Here is an 18,075-nt window from a genome sequence, read left to right on the forward strand (position 1 = left end):
ACTTAGGTTAGATGAATAATAAGCCAGAAGTAAGCTCCTCTCTCCCCCTCGCAGTCAAACGTGCCTCTTCTTCCTTAAAAGTCGGTGGTAATTTTGGTTTGTGGGTACAACTTGTTCTCGGTGTTGTTTCCGCGATTACATTGTTAGTAGCTTCTCCGAATTTAGTGGGAAGTCAAGATACGACTCAAGCCACTGGTGTGGGAGTATTTTTCGCTCTCGGTGGCATTGTTGCTTTAGGGGTTAGTATTTATTTTTGTTTTCGTTATACTCGCATCTCCCGTCGTTTGTTAGTCACTGATTCTAATTCTCGTCCCAGTCGGGCGGTAATTTTGCGGCAATTACGCATTGGCTTAATTGTTAATTTAGTGGGATTATTATTAACAATTTTGGGAGCGCAAGCCATTGTGGGGATTGTTTTAATTAAGTCTTTGACGCAACCACAATTAGTTATTGGTGCGAAACCGCAAGAGTTTGTTAACTCAATTGACTTGCTAATTATTCAAGCAAATGTTAATATAATTGCTGCTCATTTTGCAGGGATTCTTTCTTCTCTATGGTTAGCAGAACGACTAAATAAATAAGTTATTTTGTTGTTATTTCTACATAAGGAGAAGAACTTTAATTGATTATTTATTTTGATCTAGAAAAGGAGGTTATGTGTTAGATATTAAACGCATTCGTCAAGAACCAGAAGTGGTAGAGAAATTATTAAAACGGCGAGATACAGGATATGATGTGCAAGAGATTCTGAAATTAAATGAAGCACAAAGAAATTTAGAAGGAGAGCGATCGCGCTTACAGGCTCGAAGCAACGAAATTAGTAAAGAAATCGGTCAAAAAATTAAATCGGGGCTTTCTCCAGATAGCGAAGAAATTCAGAAGATTAAAACCGAAAGTAATCAGATTAAACAGCGACTGAGTGAGTTAGAACCTCAAGAAAAAGACTTAAAAAATCAAATCAAAACCTTACTTTTATCGCTGCCCAATCTTCCCAGTGAAACCACACCAGTAGGAAAAGATGAAACCGAAAATGTAGAAACGCGACGTTGGGGAGATGAATATATTCCCGAAAATTCTGAGGCAATTTTACCCCATTGGGAAATCGGAGAAAAACTAGGAATTTTAGAATTTACTCGCGCCGTAAAAGTGGCGCAAAGTCGCTTTGTCAACCTTATTGGGATGGGTGCGGCGTTAGAAAGAGCGTTAATTACTTTCATGCTCGATCGACAAATTGCGGCAGGATATTTAGAAGTTAGTCCTCCTGTTTTAATTAATAGTCAATCTCTCACGGGAACGGGACAATTGCCTAAATTTGCAGAAGAGAGTTTTCAATGTCAAGGGGATGATTTATGGTTAGCACCAACAGCAGAAGTTCCAGTTACGAATTTATATCGAGATGAAGTTTTAGACGCATCCCAATTACCCATTTATCATTGTGCTTATACTCCCTGTTTTCGCAGAGAAGCAGGAAGTTATGGTAAAGATACCAGAGGATTAATTCGTCTCCATCAATTTAATAAAGTGGAATTAGTGAAACTGGTTCGTCCCGAAAATTCTGCCACTGAACATGAGGCATTAGTTGCTAATGCAGAAGCAATTTTACAAGCATTAAAACTGCCTTATCGAGTGCTAGAATTATGTACAGGTGACTTGGGATTTGGGGCGGCAAAATGTTATGATTTAGAAGTTTGGTTGCCCTCTTCTCAAACCTATCGAGAGATTTCCAGTTGTTCTAATTTTGTCGATTTTCAAGCCCGACGCGCTAATATTCGATTCAAAGAAGGGAATAAGAAAGGAACGGACTTTGTGCATACTTTAAATGGGTCTGGGTTGGCGATCGGGCGCACAATGGCAGCAATTTTAGAAAACTATCAACAGCCAGATGGTACAGTAAAAGTCCCTGATGTTTTGCAGTCTTACCTCAAGCAAGAGGTGATCAAAAAATAGAAATCAACTAGCTTTTTTCCCATTGACCATGACGCTTTTCATAATAGTTTAAAATTTCTTGTAAGCGTTGTTTTTCTCCAGTGGCGAGAGTGGAGGGATAACTTAACCGTAACCCTTCCACTTGACTTTTGAAATAGCTAAACGTTGTAGAAGACTGGGGAATAATTTCCACTTCTACCCCATCGAGTTGCTGTAAATGAGCGGCAATTTCTCGATAAACGGCGAGGGAAAGGGAAGGAATTTTGATCATTTCTTCTTGCTGAGAATAAGACACAATAAGTTTTTTTCGTGAATGCAAATCAACAATTTTTTACTGTACCATGAAGCCATTAGTTATACCATTTTGGAAAAGACCGTAGGGTTTGCCTTGCCCACCCTACAAGATGTAAATACTTTCCTCAGCCAACCGACATTAAATTAAGCTCATCAAGTTCCCCCAAGATTGGGGGTTAGGGGGCTGACTATAACCAGTGTTGGGTTACGCTTCGCTCCACCCAACCTACATTGATGATGTCGCATTCCTTTTTAGATTTCATATTACTCCCTTAAAATTAGAAGAGAATTGATTATGCAGGAAGAAACCAAAAACATGAGCGATACAGAACCAACAAAGTTATTATTAGTTGATGATGAACCGAGCTTGCGAGAAGCCGTAGAAGCCTATTTAGAGGATGAAGGTTTTATTGTCAAAGTCGCCAGTAATGCGGATGAGGGATGGGAGTTCATGGAACAGGAAACGCCTGATTTAGTCATTACTGACATTATGATGCCGCGAGTGGATGGTTATCAATTCTTGGAGAAATTACGGGATGATCCGCGTTACAAAGGATTACCTGTGATTCTTCTCACCGCTAAGGGCATGACCAGCGATCGAATTAAAGGGCATAATGCGGGTTGTGATGCTTATCTGTCTAAACCCTTTGATCCAGACGAGTTGGTGGCGATCGTCAAAAACCTGTTATCCCGTCGGGAAACGGTAAATAATACCAGTGAAAATAATACAGATTTAGGCGCGATCGCGCAACAGATCGCAGAAATTAAAACTTTACTTGGACAACAGGGAAACTTCAAAACAACACCAAGTCCGATTAAAATTGATCTCACCCCTAGAGAACAAAGTATCCTGAATTTAGTTGCCGAAGGGTTAATGAATAAAGAAATCGCCCGCCGCTTAGAAACCAGTGTCCGCAATGTGGAAAAATATGTCAGCCGTTTATTTAGTAAAACGGGAACGAATAGTCGCACGGAGTTAGTTCGATTTGCGTTAAAACATGGTCTTACCGATATTGGTTAGAATTTAATCCCCCCTAACCCCCCGATGATTGGGGGGAATTAGCCGTAGGTTGGGTGGAGAGTAGCGAAACCCAACGTTTTCTCCCCTTCAATCCCCCCCTACCTTAGCAAGGGGGGAATTAGAGAGTAGCAAAACCCAACATTTAACGGAGTGTGAGCGAGAAGTCCCCAATTGAGCGCGAAGCGAATTGGGGTGAAGCGCGAACTTAGAACATAGACCAACAAGTTTGTGCTACAATGATTTTATCACTAAAAGTTTTGTTGAATCATGTTGAGAGCAACTAAGGTTAGAATCTATCCGACAAAAGAGCAAGAACAGCACTTAGCTAAGAGCTTTGGGTGTTATCGCTTTTTGTGGAATTACTCGCTCAACTTGACTAATGAAACTTATAAAGCAACGGGAAAAGGTCTAAACCGATTCGCTATTCAGAAAGAAATAAAAAAACTAAAACAAGAATACGAATGGCTTAAAGAACCTTATTCTCAATGCTTACAATTAGTGGCTCTCAACTTATCTCGTGCTTTCATCAATTTCTTTGAAGGTCGTGCTTCTTTCCCTAACTTCAAGGCTAAACATCGTAAACAATCAATTACTTATCCTCAAAATGTTTCTTTAGTTGATAATGGCTTAAAGTTCCCAAAAATGGGAGTTGTTTATGCCAAAATCCACAAAGAAATTGAGGGGACAATTAAAAGTGTTACGGTGTCTCTAAATTGTCAGGGTCATTATTATGCTTCAATTTTGACAGAAGATGGGAAAGAGATTCCTGAACAATCCAGTGAAGGAAAAGCTATTGGGATTGATTTAGGAATCAATCATTTCGCGATTACCAGCGATGGGTCTAAATTCGAGAATCCCAAATGGTTAGAGAAACACGAGAAAAACCTAAAAGCAAAACAAAAACGTTTATCTAGGAGACAGAAAGGTTCTAACAATCGAAATAAAACTAGAAAGCAGGTTGCCAGAGTTCATAAAAAGATTGCTGATTGTCGGTTAGATTTTCATCACAAGCTATCACGCAGGATAGTTGACGAAAACCAAGTTATTTGCGTTGAAAATTTAGCTGTCAAAAATATGGTTAAAAACCACAACCTAGCTAAAGCGATTAGTCAAGTAGGTTGGGGTCAATTTTGTACCATGTTGAAATATAAAGCAGAATGGGAAGGGAAAGTGTATCAAGAAATTGATCGTTTCTTCCCTAGCTCTAAGACTTGTCATGTATGTCTAAATCAAGTAAGAAGCCTGACCCTTGATGTTAGAAATTGGCAGTGTGAAAAGTGTAGAACTAATCACGACAGAGACATAAATGCTGCCATCAATATAAAAGAAGAAGGACTGCGTATTTTGACCTCTGGAACGGGGGTGACCGCCTATCGCCCAGATGTAAGTCGAGATAGTAGGGGTCGTAAGACTTCTACTGTGTCGCAGTCTGTTGGGTAGGAAGCGCAAAGCTCAACGAAGTGGCTTTGCGTAGTTCACCGCCAGTCTTGCCAATCGTTATTAAAAATGGAAGTGTTGGGAAAAGTGGTGGGATTACCATTGGCTTCTAAAAGCTGACGTAATTCTTGTAATTGCTTTTCTTTGATCAATTGTTCATCGACTAACTGGTAGGGAAACAGATCATTATCTAAAGCAAAAACCGCAGTGGTCCCGGCGGCGACTCCTGATGACCATTCAAAGGAATGGACGCGATAGGCGGCGGCTGCGATGTGGCTGGTGGCGATACTTTTACCAGCGATGAGAAAATTATCAATTTCTTGGGGAATTAAGGCTCTTAAAGGAATTTGAAAGGGATAGGGGAGTCCAGCGCCGCGTCTTTCTCCTTCTTTTTCTGTATTCCCTGGTTTTTCTGGTGGATGCTCTGTCATACAGGGATGGAAGTCGATCGCGTAATGAGCAATCCCCACAGAATCGGGATAAATGCGCGATCGGGTTCGATTTTTCCCTGTTTCTCCCATGATGACATCAAAGGTATCTCGTCCCGCTACTTCCTGTTGTAAGTTTTGATACGCTTCCTCGGAAAGAACTTCTTGATAATAGGGATCAGTGTAATCCTTGCGAGAAATATCCACCTCCGAGACGGTAAACCCATCAGGGTAGCCATAACCCGATCGACCGATAATGCGCCGTCCTTCCCGCATATAAGGGTATTTAGACAATCCATGTTCCGTTCCCATAGGCGAGTCTAAACCGCTTAAAAATTTGTAATTCGGATGAGGTTCTTTTACTCCCTCTCCCAGTTGCGAGTCGGTTGTTCCCGCTACTAACCAATGAAAAAAGCCCAAAGCGTGTTCTTCTCCATAGCCCAAGGTTTCCACCCGTAATCCCCCTTGCCAACCATCTGGGGCTAACTGTCCATTAGCTTCGAGTTGTTCACGAGTATAAATTAAATTATCCTTTTCCGTTCCTGGACGATAATCATTCCCCCATGTCCAATTCTGCATGGAAATGTCTCCCACTGTGGGAACGGTAAAACCAATCCCGCCAAATCTGTCTCTTTCTCCTGCTTCTGGACTCCAGATGCGACGATAGGTAAAGACTAAATCAAAACTGGCGAGTCTTTCTAACTCATAACTGTAGTAGGGTTCGTATTTTTCATAAAAAGGCGGTTCAGGATGAAATTGTGGCGTTTCCGTCGCTTCCATGGCAAAGGTATAAGTGAAGCCTTGGGTACAATAAGGATCACCTGTTTCACTGGCGGAAGAAGGTTCTAAATACGATCGCGGATCAATTCCTAAACCGTAGGGAACATCACTTAATCCCACTAATTCCCCAGTTTCGGTTGCGTCGATGACATACCAGTTACTAGCCTTGGCAATAAAACGGATGATGGTTTTCTCGAATCGATCGGAATCTTCATAACGATACCAGTCTTCGATCGTTTCGGAAAGGGGATTCGTATTTAATGGCGGTGCCCCTGTCGCTGGTTGATGTTGAATAGCGGTAACACTGGTAATGATGTTTCCCGTTGCATTTCGGTTTAATGCTTTCACCACCGTTGAGGGAAACCACTTTAATGTTCCGTTTCCTTCCTTTTCTGCTGCCAATAATTGTTCTGTTAAAATTTGATGGGCATCAGCTGGAATAAAACAAGACGCACTCACCCAACAGTCTCCAGGGTTTAAGTCTCCATCATAAAACTTTTGAATGCGATTCCGTAATTCTAAATAGCCACGAGGATAATATAATAACTGACGCTGGGTCGATCGTTCATCCAACGCTGATGTTCCTTGAGAGGAAATTTGTCCCCCTAACCAGTCAGTCAATTCCGTAACACAGACCGTTTTTCCTGCTAAAAGCCCTTCATAAGCACTAGCAGCACCAGCTAACCCCCCACCCGCGACAAAAATATCACAAGTGACCGTTTCATCGGGAGGAGGGGAAGCGAAAGCAGAAGTGGGAACATTAGTAATGGTCAGAAAAAGGGAGAAAATCGGAAGAAAACGCCGTAACATCATGGGGATTACCCTTAAAAATCAGTTTCAATTTTATATCTTATGCTAATTGTGCGATTTCTTCTCCAGAGAGAGCATAATTAAACAGTTGAAACTCATCGATCGCCCCGTCCCAAGTCTCATCACTGCGTTGACTTTGACCCAAAGCTAATTGTGACACTTGCTCGATCGAGCCGCCAATTTCACCACCGCCATAAGTAGGCGTATCCAATTCCCCATTGATATAGAGTTGTAAGGAACTGCCGCTTTCCCAAACCATTGCTAAATGTTGCCAGTCGGTGGTTTGAACATCAGAAGCAGACTCATATTGAATCGAACCTTCTGAGGTGCGTAGAGACAATTTAATCACATCATCGCCACCACCAGCCCAACCGGCATCATCATAACGCATTCCGAGATGGGTATCGTGACCATTGGTTTCTGTGGTGGAGAAAATCCCATTATCGGTTTCCACTTCATCGCTTTTCACCCACAGGGAAACCGTAATCGCATTTAAGCCATTGAGATAACTTCCATTAGCATTATCCCTGACTAAATCATCTGTTCCATCAAACCCCACTGCATTTCCCGATATTCCGTCAACCCAACTGGGATTATTCTGTAATAAACTGTCGTGATGATTCTCGGTACTATCAGCAACGGTTGCGCCACTTCCTTCGTCAAAAGACAAATCAGTGATTACTTCTTTCTCCAAAACCTCAGATGTAAAGAGTTGTGCAATTTCATCACCGTTGAGAACTCGATCGTAAACTTGAAACTCATCGATCGCCCCGTCCCAAGTCTCATCACTGCGTTGACTTTGACCCAAAGCTAATTGTGACACTTCCTCGATCGAGCTGCCAATTTCACCACCGCTATAAGTGGGCGTATCCAATTCCCCATTGATATAGAGTTTTAAGGAACTGCCACTTTCCCAAACCATTGCTAAATGTTGCCAGTCGGTGGTTTGAACATCAGAAGCGGACTCATATTGAATCGAACCTTCTGAGGTGCGTAGAGACAATTTAATCACATCATCGCCACCACCAGCCCAACCGCCATCATCATAACGCATTCCGAGATGGGTATCGTGACCATTGGTTTCTGTAGTGGAGAAAATTCCATTATCGGTTTCCACTTCATCGCTTTTCACCCAAAGAGAAACCGTAATCGCATTTAAGCCATTAATATCACTTCCTTGATTGTGATCAATCACCCGATCGTCAACCCCATCAAAACTCATCCCTTGACCATAAACCCCTTTTACCGAAGTCGGATCATTTTCCAACCATCCATAACGATCATGGAAACTCTCATCCGCAACCGTCACCGTATCCTGATCATCAAAACTCCATCTTCTTTGTAAACCAGAGATAAAACTGATTCCCTGTAACTTTTCTAAGTCAACCTCTACAACTTCTCCATCAGCAAATTGAAATAACTCCACTTCGGTAACAAAATCAGACTCCCCATTGTCACCGTTAATGCGAATCCCATCCCCTTCTCCGAGGAACTCATATTGATTCTTATTTTGGTCTAATACTAAACTATCAATACCATCGCCGCCATTAATCCCATCATTCCCCGTACCTGGTTCTAAAGTATCATCTCCAGCACCGCCGAGAAGGAAATCATCTTCCACAGTTCCCACTAAAACATTGTTCCCCTCATCTCCTTCTAAAATCAAACCTTGCTCAAATGTCCCCTCCGAACGGCTTTCCCACCATCCCTCATTAGTTTCATTAAAACTTGTTACCGATTCCCAACGGGATGTGGAATCATTCAAATGCGCCAAAGCCCCCCAACTACCGTGTTTGCTGGCTCTTCCCACATCGACAAATTGATTAAAGAGTGTTCCTCCCGCATCTTTCCAACCCTGTAACAGTTGGTCGTATAAATCCCCCATTTCTGGACGACGGTTTAACTCGATGAGAAACTCTGTAAATTCCTCGTCATTTTTCGCTTCTCCTGGCACACCGACGACATGAGTTCCCGCTTCGTAGGTGACTAAATCTAAGCCATAGTTTGTGGCGATTTGATTGTAGTGTTTAAACCCCTCGATCGTATCTAAAACCGAGTCTCCAGGATCAGGAAGTAACGTATCGTTTCCCCCTAATGCTTGTAATGCTTTATCGAAAGCCGCTTCGCGATCGTCTTGTATCCAACTTTTTACAGTTTCATAATTCTCTGTTGAGTGTCCTAAACGTCCACTAAAATAGCCTGTAATCCCAAAGGCATCAAACAGGGTATAAGGTGCGGGATTTCCTTCGGCAACCCATTTCGGTGCTTCTAAAATATACTTTGCTAATGCTTTATAACCCGTTTGGGTGGAAATGACTTTTACCAGACGATCGTCCGCTTCTTCCCCATACACTTCATCGAGGATTTGCGCCATCTGCGCCGATCGCATTCCATACCATTGTACCCAAGCTGTCCCAACATCTTCTCCCCATCGTTCTTGACCTTCTCTATGTGCATATTGTGCCTGTTCAAATTGCCAATTCCAAACCTCATTAGAAAATTCAAAATGGGCTTTTAAGTCGGGATCAAGTTGTTCTTTAACCGTTGCGGCAAAATTCTGAATATATTCATCTGTTGCTTGATGAGGAATAGTAAACCAAGGATCAATTCCTGTTTGATTCGCGAGTTCAATCATCACCTCTAAAGGAGCGCCACTTGTCCAAGATGCGTCATCAACTTGCGTTCTATCACTCCACTGAGAAACATCAGAATTATTAGTATTCATCCAATCCATGAAACGAAGGGAACGGAAGTCTTCAATTTTATCGATCCATTCAGGATTAAATGTTGCTCCTGCTTCGTATAAATCTAATTGATCTTCACGGATAACTCGGATATTGCGAATATAATTTCCTGTGTTATTTGGGTCGGTTTCAGTAATATTAATTCCTAATAAGTTTCCTTGGGGAGTAAAGTCAATTACATCTCGTCCAGGTTCTGATTCACTTTCTATTTTGTCGCCACTTAAGGTATATTCAATTGTCCCTTCTCCCTCATACAAAACAACATATCGACCTCCCTCAACTGCTTCTGCTTCCATATCAGTAAACAGAACTGTTCCCATCGCTGCGGTTTTTCCATCAACCACAGGAAGTGAGATCGGATAATTGTTTTCATCGAGATTAAATTCCTCTTCTGGGACTCCTCCCCAATCATATCCATAAGAATTTGGCTGATGTCCAATCCAATTTCTCGCTGACTTAAAGTGATTAATAAATGGTAATTGAGTTGACCAATCGGTAATTCCATTTAGTCCCATTCCGAGACTCGGATTAGTTAAACTTTGGGTCGATGCTAAGGAGTTAGTCATAGTTAAATTGTTTCTAACAATATTAAGACTTAAAATTAGAACGAGAGAAATAATAAATAAAAGGGCGTACTTTAAGAATAGATATCTTTGCTTGTTGATATCGATTAAGTTTATGAAAAAAGGGTTGTTTACTTTTTTCTTATTCATTCATAGTAAATGATATGAAGTGATTTTACATCCGTGAAATTACCCAAATCGAAGACATCGAATACTTCTGTTTTCTACTAATTGAAAACACGAAAATTTTAATCTAATTTCACAATAAAAAATAGTGCTTATCATCACTTTTAAGCGATTTGATCACCTGATTCTCTTCTCGGAGTGAAAAAATCCGACTACAGAAGTACGGTTTCACCGACGGCAGAAGACAAAGACATTGTTAAGGTAGAAGATGTAAGATGACCAGTTAAGGTTAATCGTAAATTGTCTTTGGTTGTGATTGAATCAATCAAGGAAGTAGAAGGAGATTAAAAATGATGAATCAAAGCCAACCGCATCAAAATTCCGAATTTTTTGAAAATGGCGGAGAAGGGAAAAATCATCTCTGGCATTATGTCCAATCTCTAAACCCTGAAGTAGTGGAACAATTGTCCCATCCTCACTCCCAAGAGGTGTTTCAGGTGATGGAACGTAATATTGTTGGGCTTTTGGGTGGACTGCCTTCAGACCAGTTTAATGTTAGCATTAGCACCAGTCGGGAACATTTGGGACGATTATTAGCTTCGGCGATGATGAGTGGCTATTTTCTCCGTAATGCTGAACAACGGATGAATTTTGAAAAATCTTTACAAGCGGCGGAACATAGTTCATCTCAAAGTGACAGCAATGAGTCTCAATAATTTGGATAATTACTTTTTCTGTCGTCTCAAAGCTCGTTCCCGACGGGCTTTTTTTTGAAATGTGGCAAGGATGGGAAGTCGAAACTTGGGATCGATCGCTGCGAGAATGGTATCAGCGTCACGGTCGCGCTCTGCCTTGGCGCAAGACAACTGATCCTTATGCGATTTGGGTTTCGGAAATTATGTTACAGCAAACCCAGGTCAAAACGGTAATTCCCTATTATTATCGTTGGTTAGAGAGGTTTCCCGATATCCCAACGTTAGCAAATAGTCCGCTACAATTGGTTTTGAAACAGTGGGAAGGTTTGGGTTATTATGCAAGGGCGAGAAACCTCCATCGGGCGGCGCAAAAGGTGGTTGAGGATTATCAGGGGGTGTTTCCCGATCGATTTTCCGATGTTCTCAGTTTACCAGGGATTGGACGCACTACCGCAGGAGGAATTCTCAGCGCGGCTTTTAATCAGCCGATTTCGATTCTGGATGGTAATGTTAAGCGAGTTTTAGCGCGGTTGGTGGGGTTAAAAACACCGCCGAAAAAAGCAATTAATCAACTTTGGGAACTTTCCGATCGACTGCTCGATCGAGATCATCCTAGAGAGTATAATCAAGCATTGATGGATTTAGGTGCGACAATTTGCACTCCGAAACAACCCAGTTGTTTACTATGTCCTTGGCGCGATTTCTGTTATGCTTTCCAATCTAACTTACAAACTCAAATTCCTATGCGTGAACCTTCGACTCCCCTTCCCCATAAACAAATCGGTGTTGCTGTGATCTGGAATGATCAAGGAGAAGTTTTAATTGATCGTCGTCTCGAAGAAGGATTATTAGGCGGATTGTGGGAATTTCCAGGGGGAAAAATTGAAGCCAACGAGACAATTCCAGATTGTATTAAACGAGAAATTAAAGAGGAATTGGGGATTTCGATCGAGGTGGGAGATCATTTAATCACTCTTAATCATGCTTACACTCATTTCCGAGTGACGTTAAATGTGTATCATTGTCGTTATTTGGCGGGAGAACCGCAACCGATCGAATGTGAGGAAATCCGTTGGGTAAAACCAGAACAATTATCGCAGTTTCCGTTTCCCAAAGCAAACACTAAAATTATTGATGCAATTTTAAACCAATTTAATTCTATAGTCTGATTTGTAATTTTTTGCCCCCAACCCCCAATTCTGGCAGGGCTGTTTCATTCTCGGTGTTAAAATCGAAAGCGATCGCCTGAACCCCTTCTGGTACGTTCGATCGAACGCTTTTTCTTACTTTTTGACTTATTCATAAGAAAAAAGCCGTAAAACCCCTGTTATTCCTAACATCTGGAACAAGCAAAAAATAGAATGAAACAGCCCTGCCAATTCTGGGGGCTTCCATTCAGCAATTTTTTACAATTGATTTTTGTAAATTTTTGCCCCCAACCCCTAATTCTATAGTCTAATTTGTAAATTTTTGCCCCCAACCCCCAATTCTGGGGGCTTCCATTCAGCAATTTTTTACAATTGATTTAGGATTGCTATATATATCTTTTATGGTAATACCATTTTGAAAAACTGGCGCTACAGTATCGACTCTTTAAGCCCCCCAGACTTGGGGGTTTGGGGGCTTTAATGCAACTTGACTTTTCCAACATGGTATAACTCTCTATATTGTCTTGTCGTGCGATCGCGAGCTATGGCAAAATGGTCTAGTCTTATCCTATTTTGGACAAATTTTCTATCCCCCCTAACCCCCCTTTGAAAGGGGGGGAAGATTTGAAAGGGATGGGGAGAATTGGTGAGATTAACTAATAATCCTCTTTTAAAAAAAGGGGGGGAATAATTGGTGAGATTAACTAATAATCCTCTTTTAAAAAAAGGGGGGGAATAATGAACGAAAAGAATTGAATAATAACGCTTGACAATGATGATCCGTCAACTTCAACAAAATTTAGAAAACTTTTTACAGTTAGAAATTCTCAATAACTTAGTTGCTGAATATTTACTCGCTTTAGTTACTTTTATTATTGGCATCATTGTTATTAATTTAATTCTAAAAAAGGTAATTATTAAACGTCTCAAGAAATGGTTACTTAATTCTAAACTTAATTTTGATAATCGGTTTCTTAAAGTTGTCCAAAAAGCACTGATTCCTTTACTATATTTGGGAGTAATTTATATTAGTGTTCGCAACTTAGAATTACATCCCATTCTTAATCAGTCAATTGATGTTTTAGGCTTGATTATATCAACTTTTATCGGGATTCGTTTCGTCGGTAATACGATCGAGTATCTTTTATCGGTTTATTGGTTAAAAGGAGAAGATGACGAAACACGACAACAAAGCGTTGCTATCCTTTCCCCAGCACTAAGAATTATTATTTGGACAATTGGCTTCATTTTCTTATTAGGAAATTTAGGCTTTGATATTTCTGCTTTAGTGGCTAGTTTGGGAATTGGCGGAATTGCTATTGCTTTAGCAGCGCAAGGTGTGTTTCAAGAATTATTTAGTTATTTTTCTATTTTGCTCGATCGACCCGTTCAAATTGGAGACTTTATTATTGTCGGTGATTTAATTGGTACAGTAGAACAAATTGGCATCAAAACGACTCGTTTACGCAGTTTAAGTGGTGAAGAAATTATACTATCTAATAGCGACTTAACCAGTTCTCGGATTCGCAATTATAAACGAATGCAAGAACGGAGAATTGTCTTTAGTATTGGGGTAACTTATGAGACAACATTAGAACAATTACAAAGCATTCCTAAATCCATTCAAGATATTATTAATCAGACGGAAAAAACCCGCTTCGATCGATGCCATTTTCACTCTTACGGTGATTTTAGTCTTAACTTTGAAACGGTTTATTACATGACAACCCCCGACTATACTGCTTATATGGATGCTCAACAAAAAATCAACTTTGCGATTAAAAAGTGTTTTGAAACTAACGGCATTGAAATGGCGTATCCCACGGAAGTTTTGTATGTCAATAATCTCGACAAAACAGCAGATTAATTAACGAAAAACACCAAACCACTATAGAGGTGAAACGCAGCATCCCAAGATGTATCATAACGACGTTTCAAGTTAATATGAGAAGAAATTCGACGTAACATTTGCGGAAACTCGATCGCGCCTTCTCCAAACGGAGTAAAATCATCCCAACAATTAACATCAGGTATTTTTTCCTCTAAATAATTTAACAGCTCTAACCAATTGCGGCGTAAAGTTTCCCCTTTTTGGATGTTTTCACTCAAGGAAAAACTCTGTTGAAACTGATACTTTTGATCACAAAGTCTTAAAACCGTCGATCGTTCGGGGAGATGTAAATCGTAAAATTGAACATAATCTAATGTTCCCGATTTCCGCTTTAATTTTCGTCTCGCATCGGTTGTTACCACCTGTTCAAAAATGGGAACTCGCCCTTGGACTTTTGCCTTGACTTCTGACCAATTAAATGTTATGCTTCCTTCCTGTCCATTACTGGTGGAACAACGAGCCGTCACCTGATCCCCTTCACTCTTAAAATATTGCACCTGAAACACATTGAGGGTATCCAAAGAACTGAGAGCCGTACAGAAACAGGGAATATCAGCTTGTTGCAGGATTTTACTATAATACAATAATTCTCCCATTGCACCAACGCGAAACAGCCGCCAGCCGCGACTGGGAAGCTGTAAACGAGCATTGTAGGGATCAAGTTGAAAGGTGTTAGCGAGAGTTTGCGCGGCAGATTTTTTGTTTTCAGAAGGAATCGCAGACAAAATGAACACCGCAATCTCTTTTCCCCCAGGTTGTGCTAAAGCCTGGGTGATTTTTTCCTCCTGTTGTTGCTGTTGGGAAGTTTTAAGCTGAAGAAGCCGCTCTCGCGCTTGAGAAAGTAGTTTACGATTGCTACACTCTCTTAAGAGGGATTGATAGGTTTTTTGAGCCGTTTCTCGTTCCCCCTCCGCTTCCTTCACTCGTGCGGTATAAAAAATGAGCCAAGGGTGATCAGGGAATTGGTGTTGGTGGTTGGTGATTAGTTGCTTCGCGGTTGTATAGTCTTGTTGCTCGATCGCGCTGACAATCTCCTCAAACATGATCTCCGAATCCGATCGAATATTATTTCTTGTTAATTTTAGCGTTTTTTTGCTGTGTATTATTCCTTGCGAAGACAATTTCCGATTTTACTTTTCTTAGCCTTAACCACTGTTTTTACCATTATTGGTTTACATAGCTGTGACAATAATGACAGTAATTTAGCAGAGAAAAGCGTAAAAATTACGCCTGCTTATGTTTCTTTAGAAGAGCGTTTTCAAACCGAAATTGTCAACATTGGTTTAGAAAAACTCGGCTATAAAATTGGCAAAATGAGAGAATTAGAACCCGCATTAATGCACACTGATCTCGCGGCGGGTGGTATTGATTATACCGCAGCCCATTGGCAACAATTAGGACGTGAATTTTATCTCAATAGTGGTGGGGATGAGAAGCTAGAAAAAGTTGGAGTGATTGTTGATAACGCGGTTCAAGGTTATTTGATCGATCGAGCAACGGCGGAAAAATACGATATCACCAATTTAAAACAATTGGAAAATCCAGACATAGCAAAACTGTTTGATACCAATAACAATGGCAAAGCAAATCTTGTGGGATGTAATGCAGGATGGGGATGTGAAACCATTATTAATCATCATCTAGAAACCTACAATTTAGAAAAAATAGTTGAACATGAAAGTGGGAAATACTTTGCTTTAATGGCAGATGCGATCGCGCGGTATAAACAAAATGAACCAATTTTATATTACACTTGGACTCCCCTTTGGACAAGCAGCGTTTTAGTGCCTGAAGAAGATGTTAAATGGTTAGAAGTGCCTTATACTTCCCTCCCCGATTCTAACAGCAACCGCAGTAATCCTGATACCACTTACAAGGGAAAAAACTTAGGTTTTGTTACCGATCAAATTATGATTTTAGCTAACGAAAACTTTGCTAACTCTCATCCCACTGCTGTAGAATTTATGTCAAAGGTTAGCATCCCGATCAAAGATGTTAGCGCAGAAAATCAACTGATTCGACAAGGAGAAGATAGTGTTAATGATATTCGTCGTCATGCGGAAAAGTGGATAGAAAACCATCAACAAACCTTTCAAAAATGGTTAAATCTGTAATCTCTACATCGGGCTTACTGTTGGGAAACTGAAAGTTTTACCAAATAAGGATTTGAGGCGATTAAGTTCAGGTAAAAATGCAAGTTCATTGATGGTTCAATCGTCAAAACCTTGCATGCAAGCCTCTTGCCTTTTGCCTCTTCCCTCTTGCCTTACTAAACCAACCAATGGACTTTTTCAGCAAGCCCTACATCGTTTCCGAAACTCCAGCAACTAAACTCATTACTGTAATTGGTGCGGTAACAGCGCGTAAAATTCTCCTCCCCAATGATACCAGTTGAAATTGTGCCTTCTGTGCCTGTTTAATTTCTTCTTCTGTCCATCCGCCCTCACAGCCAGTCGCTACTACCAAAGAATCATTAATCGTCAGTTGTGAGGGTAAAATTGACGCAAATAATGGAACATTTTCCCGTGCCGTGCAAAAATAACGGTGCTGTTGTCCTTGGCAATAATCCGTCAGTGCTTCTGTGAGAGACATGGGCGACACAATGGTAGGGACGATCGATCGTTCTGATTGTTCCGCCGCTTCTTGTGCGATGCGCTGCCAACGGGTTAACTTATTAGCACTGGGTTTAAGCAAAGTGCGCTCACTCAATACTGGAACAATTGTTGTCACCCCGATTTCTGTACAACAACGGACAATTTCATCAATTCCTTGCTTGGGTAAGGAAACCAACAAGGTTACACTAACAGGGAGTTCGGTGTTAATCTCTATAGGTGCGATAACTTCTGCTTGAGTTGCTGTTAACTGTACAACCCAAGCTGTGCCTTTTCCCGTAATTGCGATCGCTCGATCTCCCACTGTCAATCGTAACACCCGCCGTAAATAATGCGCTTGATCTGCACTCAAATCAATAACATTTCCCTGTTTCTGTTCAGTTTGAATAACAAAACGTTGATGCTGCACCTCTTTTTTTAAAACCTTTTAGACTGTAATCAAATTATAGTTTCTTCACCCTCAGAGTAAACCGTTTACCCCTTAAAATTTTCCTTCCTGATCACAGATAATGAAATCAAAGTTTACTAACTTTCTTATCTTACCCACTCTCACCCTCAGTTTCGGTATTTTAGCAGCCGTTTTACTGCCAAATCGCGGTAAAATTGCCGTTTTAATTGGGAGTACAACTGGCTCAATTATTGGGGCTTATTCCCAGCATCTAAAATCAGAAGAAAACGAAGACTCTGGTATAAACTCCTCTAATCTTTCTCCTGAAAAACGATTAATTATACTGCGAGAACAAGTCACAATTTTTCAAAATCACCTCCAACAACTCTCTCAAGACTTAAACGGTCATTCTTCAGTTGTCACTGCTTCCTCCTCACCACAAACAGCAGTCAATCAAATTCACCAAATCTCAGAAGATCAGGAGGTCATCACTTGGTTAACTCAGCAAGGAATTAAAGTTCAAAACTATCATAAATCTGATGAAAACGAAGAAGTCTTTAACAAACTTGCCAGTTATTTAGGGAATAAACATTCAGAGTTACGTTATTTTTATAAGCAACTGAAACGAAGTTTCTCGAAAGGGGAAAACTTAGCTCTCAATTTAAATTCTCGTAGTAAACAAGAAATTACTTGTACCACACAATTTTGTAATCGGATGAGTGATTATGCGTTTTTAACCTCCTATCAATACGATCGAAAAAAGAAAATGTTATATGCGTCTCCTCAAAGAACAGGAATCGTGATTAATTTTATTACAGGAGGATGGTTTGAGCGTTTTATTTACTTAAGTTTATGTCAGTTATTAAAAGAACATGAACAGCCCTATAAAAGCATCTTAAATCCACAGATTATCCTCCAAGATGGAGAAGATTTTGAGTTAGATATCTTGTTTTTAATTCAAGAAAGTCCCTTCTGGATTGAATGTAAAACAGGAGATTACCAAAACCACGTTACCAAATACTCCAAAATGCGAACGGTGTTATCAATTCCCAAAGAATGTTCCCTATTAGTGATTTTAGGAATCTCTGATCAACTCACAGAAGAATTAACCAATTTACATAACATTTATATTGCCAATGAAAACAATTTTCTAGAGAAAGCTAAAACCTTAATTATCCCTTCCAACCGATTCTAATATCGAGTTTAGCCCCC

The 18,075-nt window shown here is 40.4% G+C and carries 15 protein-coding genes; 10 read left to right on the top strand and 5 right to left on the bottom strand.

All coding sequences use genetic code 11. The features are described 5' to 3' along the window. Window positions 1–11 precede the first annotated feature (11 nt). Window positions 12–581, top strand: a complete 570-nt coding sequence (locus tag DACSA_RS10560; RefSeq protein ID WP_015229744.1) for a DUF3611 family protein — start codon at window positions 12–14, stop codon at window positions 579–581. A gap of 76 nt (window positions 582–657) precedes the next feature. Next, on the top strand, window positions 658–1,947 hold the full coding sequence (gene serS, locus DACSA_RS10565; RefSeq protein WP_015229745.1) for a serine--tRNA ligase: 1,290 nt from the start codon (window positions 658–660) through the stop codon (window positions 1,945–1,947). Between the two features lie 7 nt (window positions 1,948–1,954). Here serS and DACSA_RS10570 read toward each other — a convergent pair whose 3' ends face one another. Beyond that, on the bottom strand, window positions 1,955–2,221 hold the full coding sequence (locus DACSA_RS10570) for a hypothetical protein (RefSeq protein WP_015229746.1): 267 nt from the start codon (window positions 2,219–2,221) through the stop codon (window positions 1,955–1,957). A gap of 18 nt (window positions 2,222–2,239) precedes the next feature. Here DACSA_RS10570 and DACSA_RS22560 point away from each other — a divergent pair, with 18 nt between their 5' ends. The 3 genes from DACSA_RS22560 to tnpB all read left to right on the top strand — a co-directional run bounded on the left by DACSA_RS22560 (window position 2,240) and on the right by tnpB (window position 4,681). After that, a complete protein-coding gene (locus DACSA_RS22560; RefSeq protein WP_015229747.1) occupies window positions 2,240–2,368 on the top strand; it encodes a hypothetical protein in 129 nt (42 codons plus the stop codon). Between the two features lie 168 nt (window positions 2,369–2,536). After that, the gene (locus tag DACSA_RS10575; protein ID WP_041235813.1) at window positions 2,537–3,241 is read left to right on the top strand and encodes a response regulator transcription factor; all 705 of its coding nucleotides are present in this window, start codon (window positions 2,537–2,539) and stop codon (window positions 3,239–3,241) included. 267 nt (window positions 3,242–3,508) lie between these two features. Continuing rightward, window positions 3,509–4,681 (top strand): IS200/IS605 family element RNA-guided endonuclease TnpB, encoded by a 1,173-nt coding sequence (tnpB, locus tag DACSA_RS10580; RefSeq protein WP_015229749.1) that lies wholly within the window; start codon window positions 3,509–3,511, stop codon window positions 4,679–4,681. A gap of 35 nt (window positions 4,682–4,716) precedes the next feature. Here tnpB and DACSA_RS10585 read toward each other — a convergent pair whose 3' ends face one another. Next, entirely contained in the window at window positions 4,717–6,699 is a 1,983-nt protein-coding gene (locus DACSA_RS10585; RefSeq protein WP_015229750.1) for an FAD-dependent oxidoreductase, read from the bottom strand. A 37-nt stretch (window positions 6,700–6,736) separates the two neighbouring features. Continuing rightward, window positions 6,737–10,006, bottom strand: coding sequence for a LamG domain-containing protein (locus tag DACSA_RS18300; RefSeq protein ID WP_051017302.1), 3,270 nt, complete (start codon window positions 10,004–10,006; stop codon window positions 6,737–6,739). A 473-nt stretch (window positions 10,007–10,479) separates the two neighbouring features. Here DACSA_RS18300 and DACSA_RS10595 point away from each other — a divergent pair, with 473 nt between their 5' ends. The 3 genes from DACSA_RS10595 to DACSA_RS10605 all read left to right on the top strand — a co-directional run bounded on the left by DACSA_RS10595 (window position 10,480) and on the right by DACSA_RS10605 (window position 13,839). Beyond that, window positions 10,480–10,845: a DUF760 domain-containing protein gene (locus DACSA_RS10595; RefSeq protein ID WP_015229752.1), complete on the top strand. Its 366-nt coding sequence runs from the start codon at window positions 10,480–10,482 to the stop codon at window positions 10,843–10,845. Window positions 10,846–10,904: 59 nt separating this feature from the next. Next, window positions 10,905–11,993, top strand: a complete 1,089-nt coding sequence (mutY, locus tag DACSA_RS10600) for an A/G-specific adenine glycosylase (protein WP_015229753.1) — start codon at window positions 10,905–10,907, stop codon at window positions 11,991–11,993. 754 nt (window positions 11,994–12,747) lie between these two features. Beyond that, on the top strand, window positions 12,748–13,839 hold the full coding sequence (locus tag DACSA_RS10605; RefSeq protein WP_015229754.1) for a mechanosensitive ion channel family protein: 1,092 nt from the start codon (window positions 12,748–12,750) through the stop codon (window positions 13,837–13,839). On the opposite strand, the gene DACSA_RS10610 is transcribed toward DACSA_RS10605, so the two are convergent. After that, the gene (locus DACSA_RS10610; RefSeq protein WP_232225062.1) at window positions 13,836–14,984 is read right to left on the bottom strand and encodes a tetratricopeptide repeat protein; all 1,149 of its coding nucleotides are present in this window, start codon (window positions 14,982–14,984) and stop codon (window positions 13,836–13,838) included. The two genes, DACSA_RS10605 and DACSA_RS10610, sit on opposite strands and share 4 nt — an antisense overlap. Between DACSA_RS10610 and proX the strand changes: the two genes are divergently transcribed. After that, window positions 14,973–15,977 carry a glycine betaine/L-proline ABC transporter substrate-binding protein ProX gene (proX, locus tag DACSA_RS10615; RefSeq protein ID WP_041235815.1) on the top strand — a complete coding sequence of 335 codons (1,005 nt, stop codon included), beginning with the start codon at window positions 14,973–14,975 and terminating at the stop codon, window positions 15,975–15,977. The two genes, DACSA_RS10610 and proX, sit on opposite strands and share 12 nt — an antisense overlap. A 187-nt stretch (window positions 15,978–16,164) precedes the next feature. Here the strand turns inward: proX and DACSA_RS10620 are convergent, their stop codons facing one another. Beyond that, window positions 16,165–16,884 carry a 16S rRNA (uracil(1498)-N(3))-methyltransferase gene (locus tag DACSA_RS10620; protein ID WP_015229757.1) on the bottom strand — a complete coding sequence of 240 codons (720 nt, stop codon included), beginning with the start codon at window positions 16,882–16,884 and terminating at the stop codon, window positions 16,165–16,167. Window positions 16,885–16,984: 100 nt separating this feature from the next. Between DACSA_RS10620 and DACSA_RS10625 the strand changes: the two genes are divergently transcribed. Continuing rightward, window positions 16,985–18,058 (top strand): hypothetical protein, encoded by a 1,074-nt coding sequence (locus DACSA_RS10625; protein ID WP_015229758.1) that lies wholly within the window; start codon window positions 16,985–16,987, stop codon window positions 18,056–18,058. Window positions 18,059–18,075: the final 17 nt, after the last annotated feature.

The organism is Dactylococcopsis salina PCC 8305, from assembly GCF_000317615.1.
Classification (GTDB): domain Bacteria; phylum Cyanobacteriota; class Cyanobacteriia; order Cyanobacteriales; family Rubidibacteraceae; genus Halothece; species Halothece salina.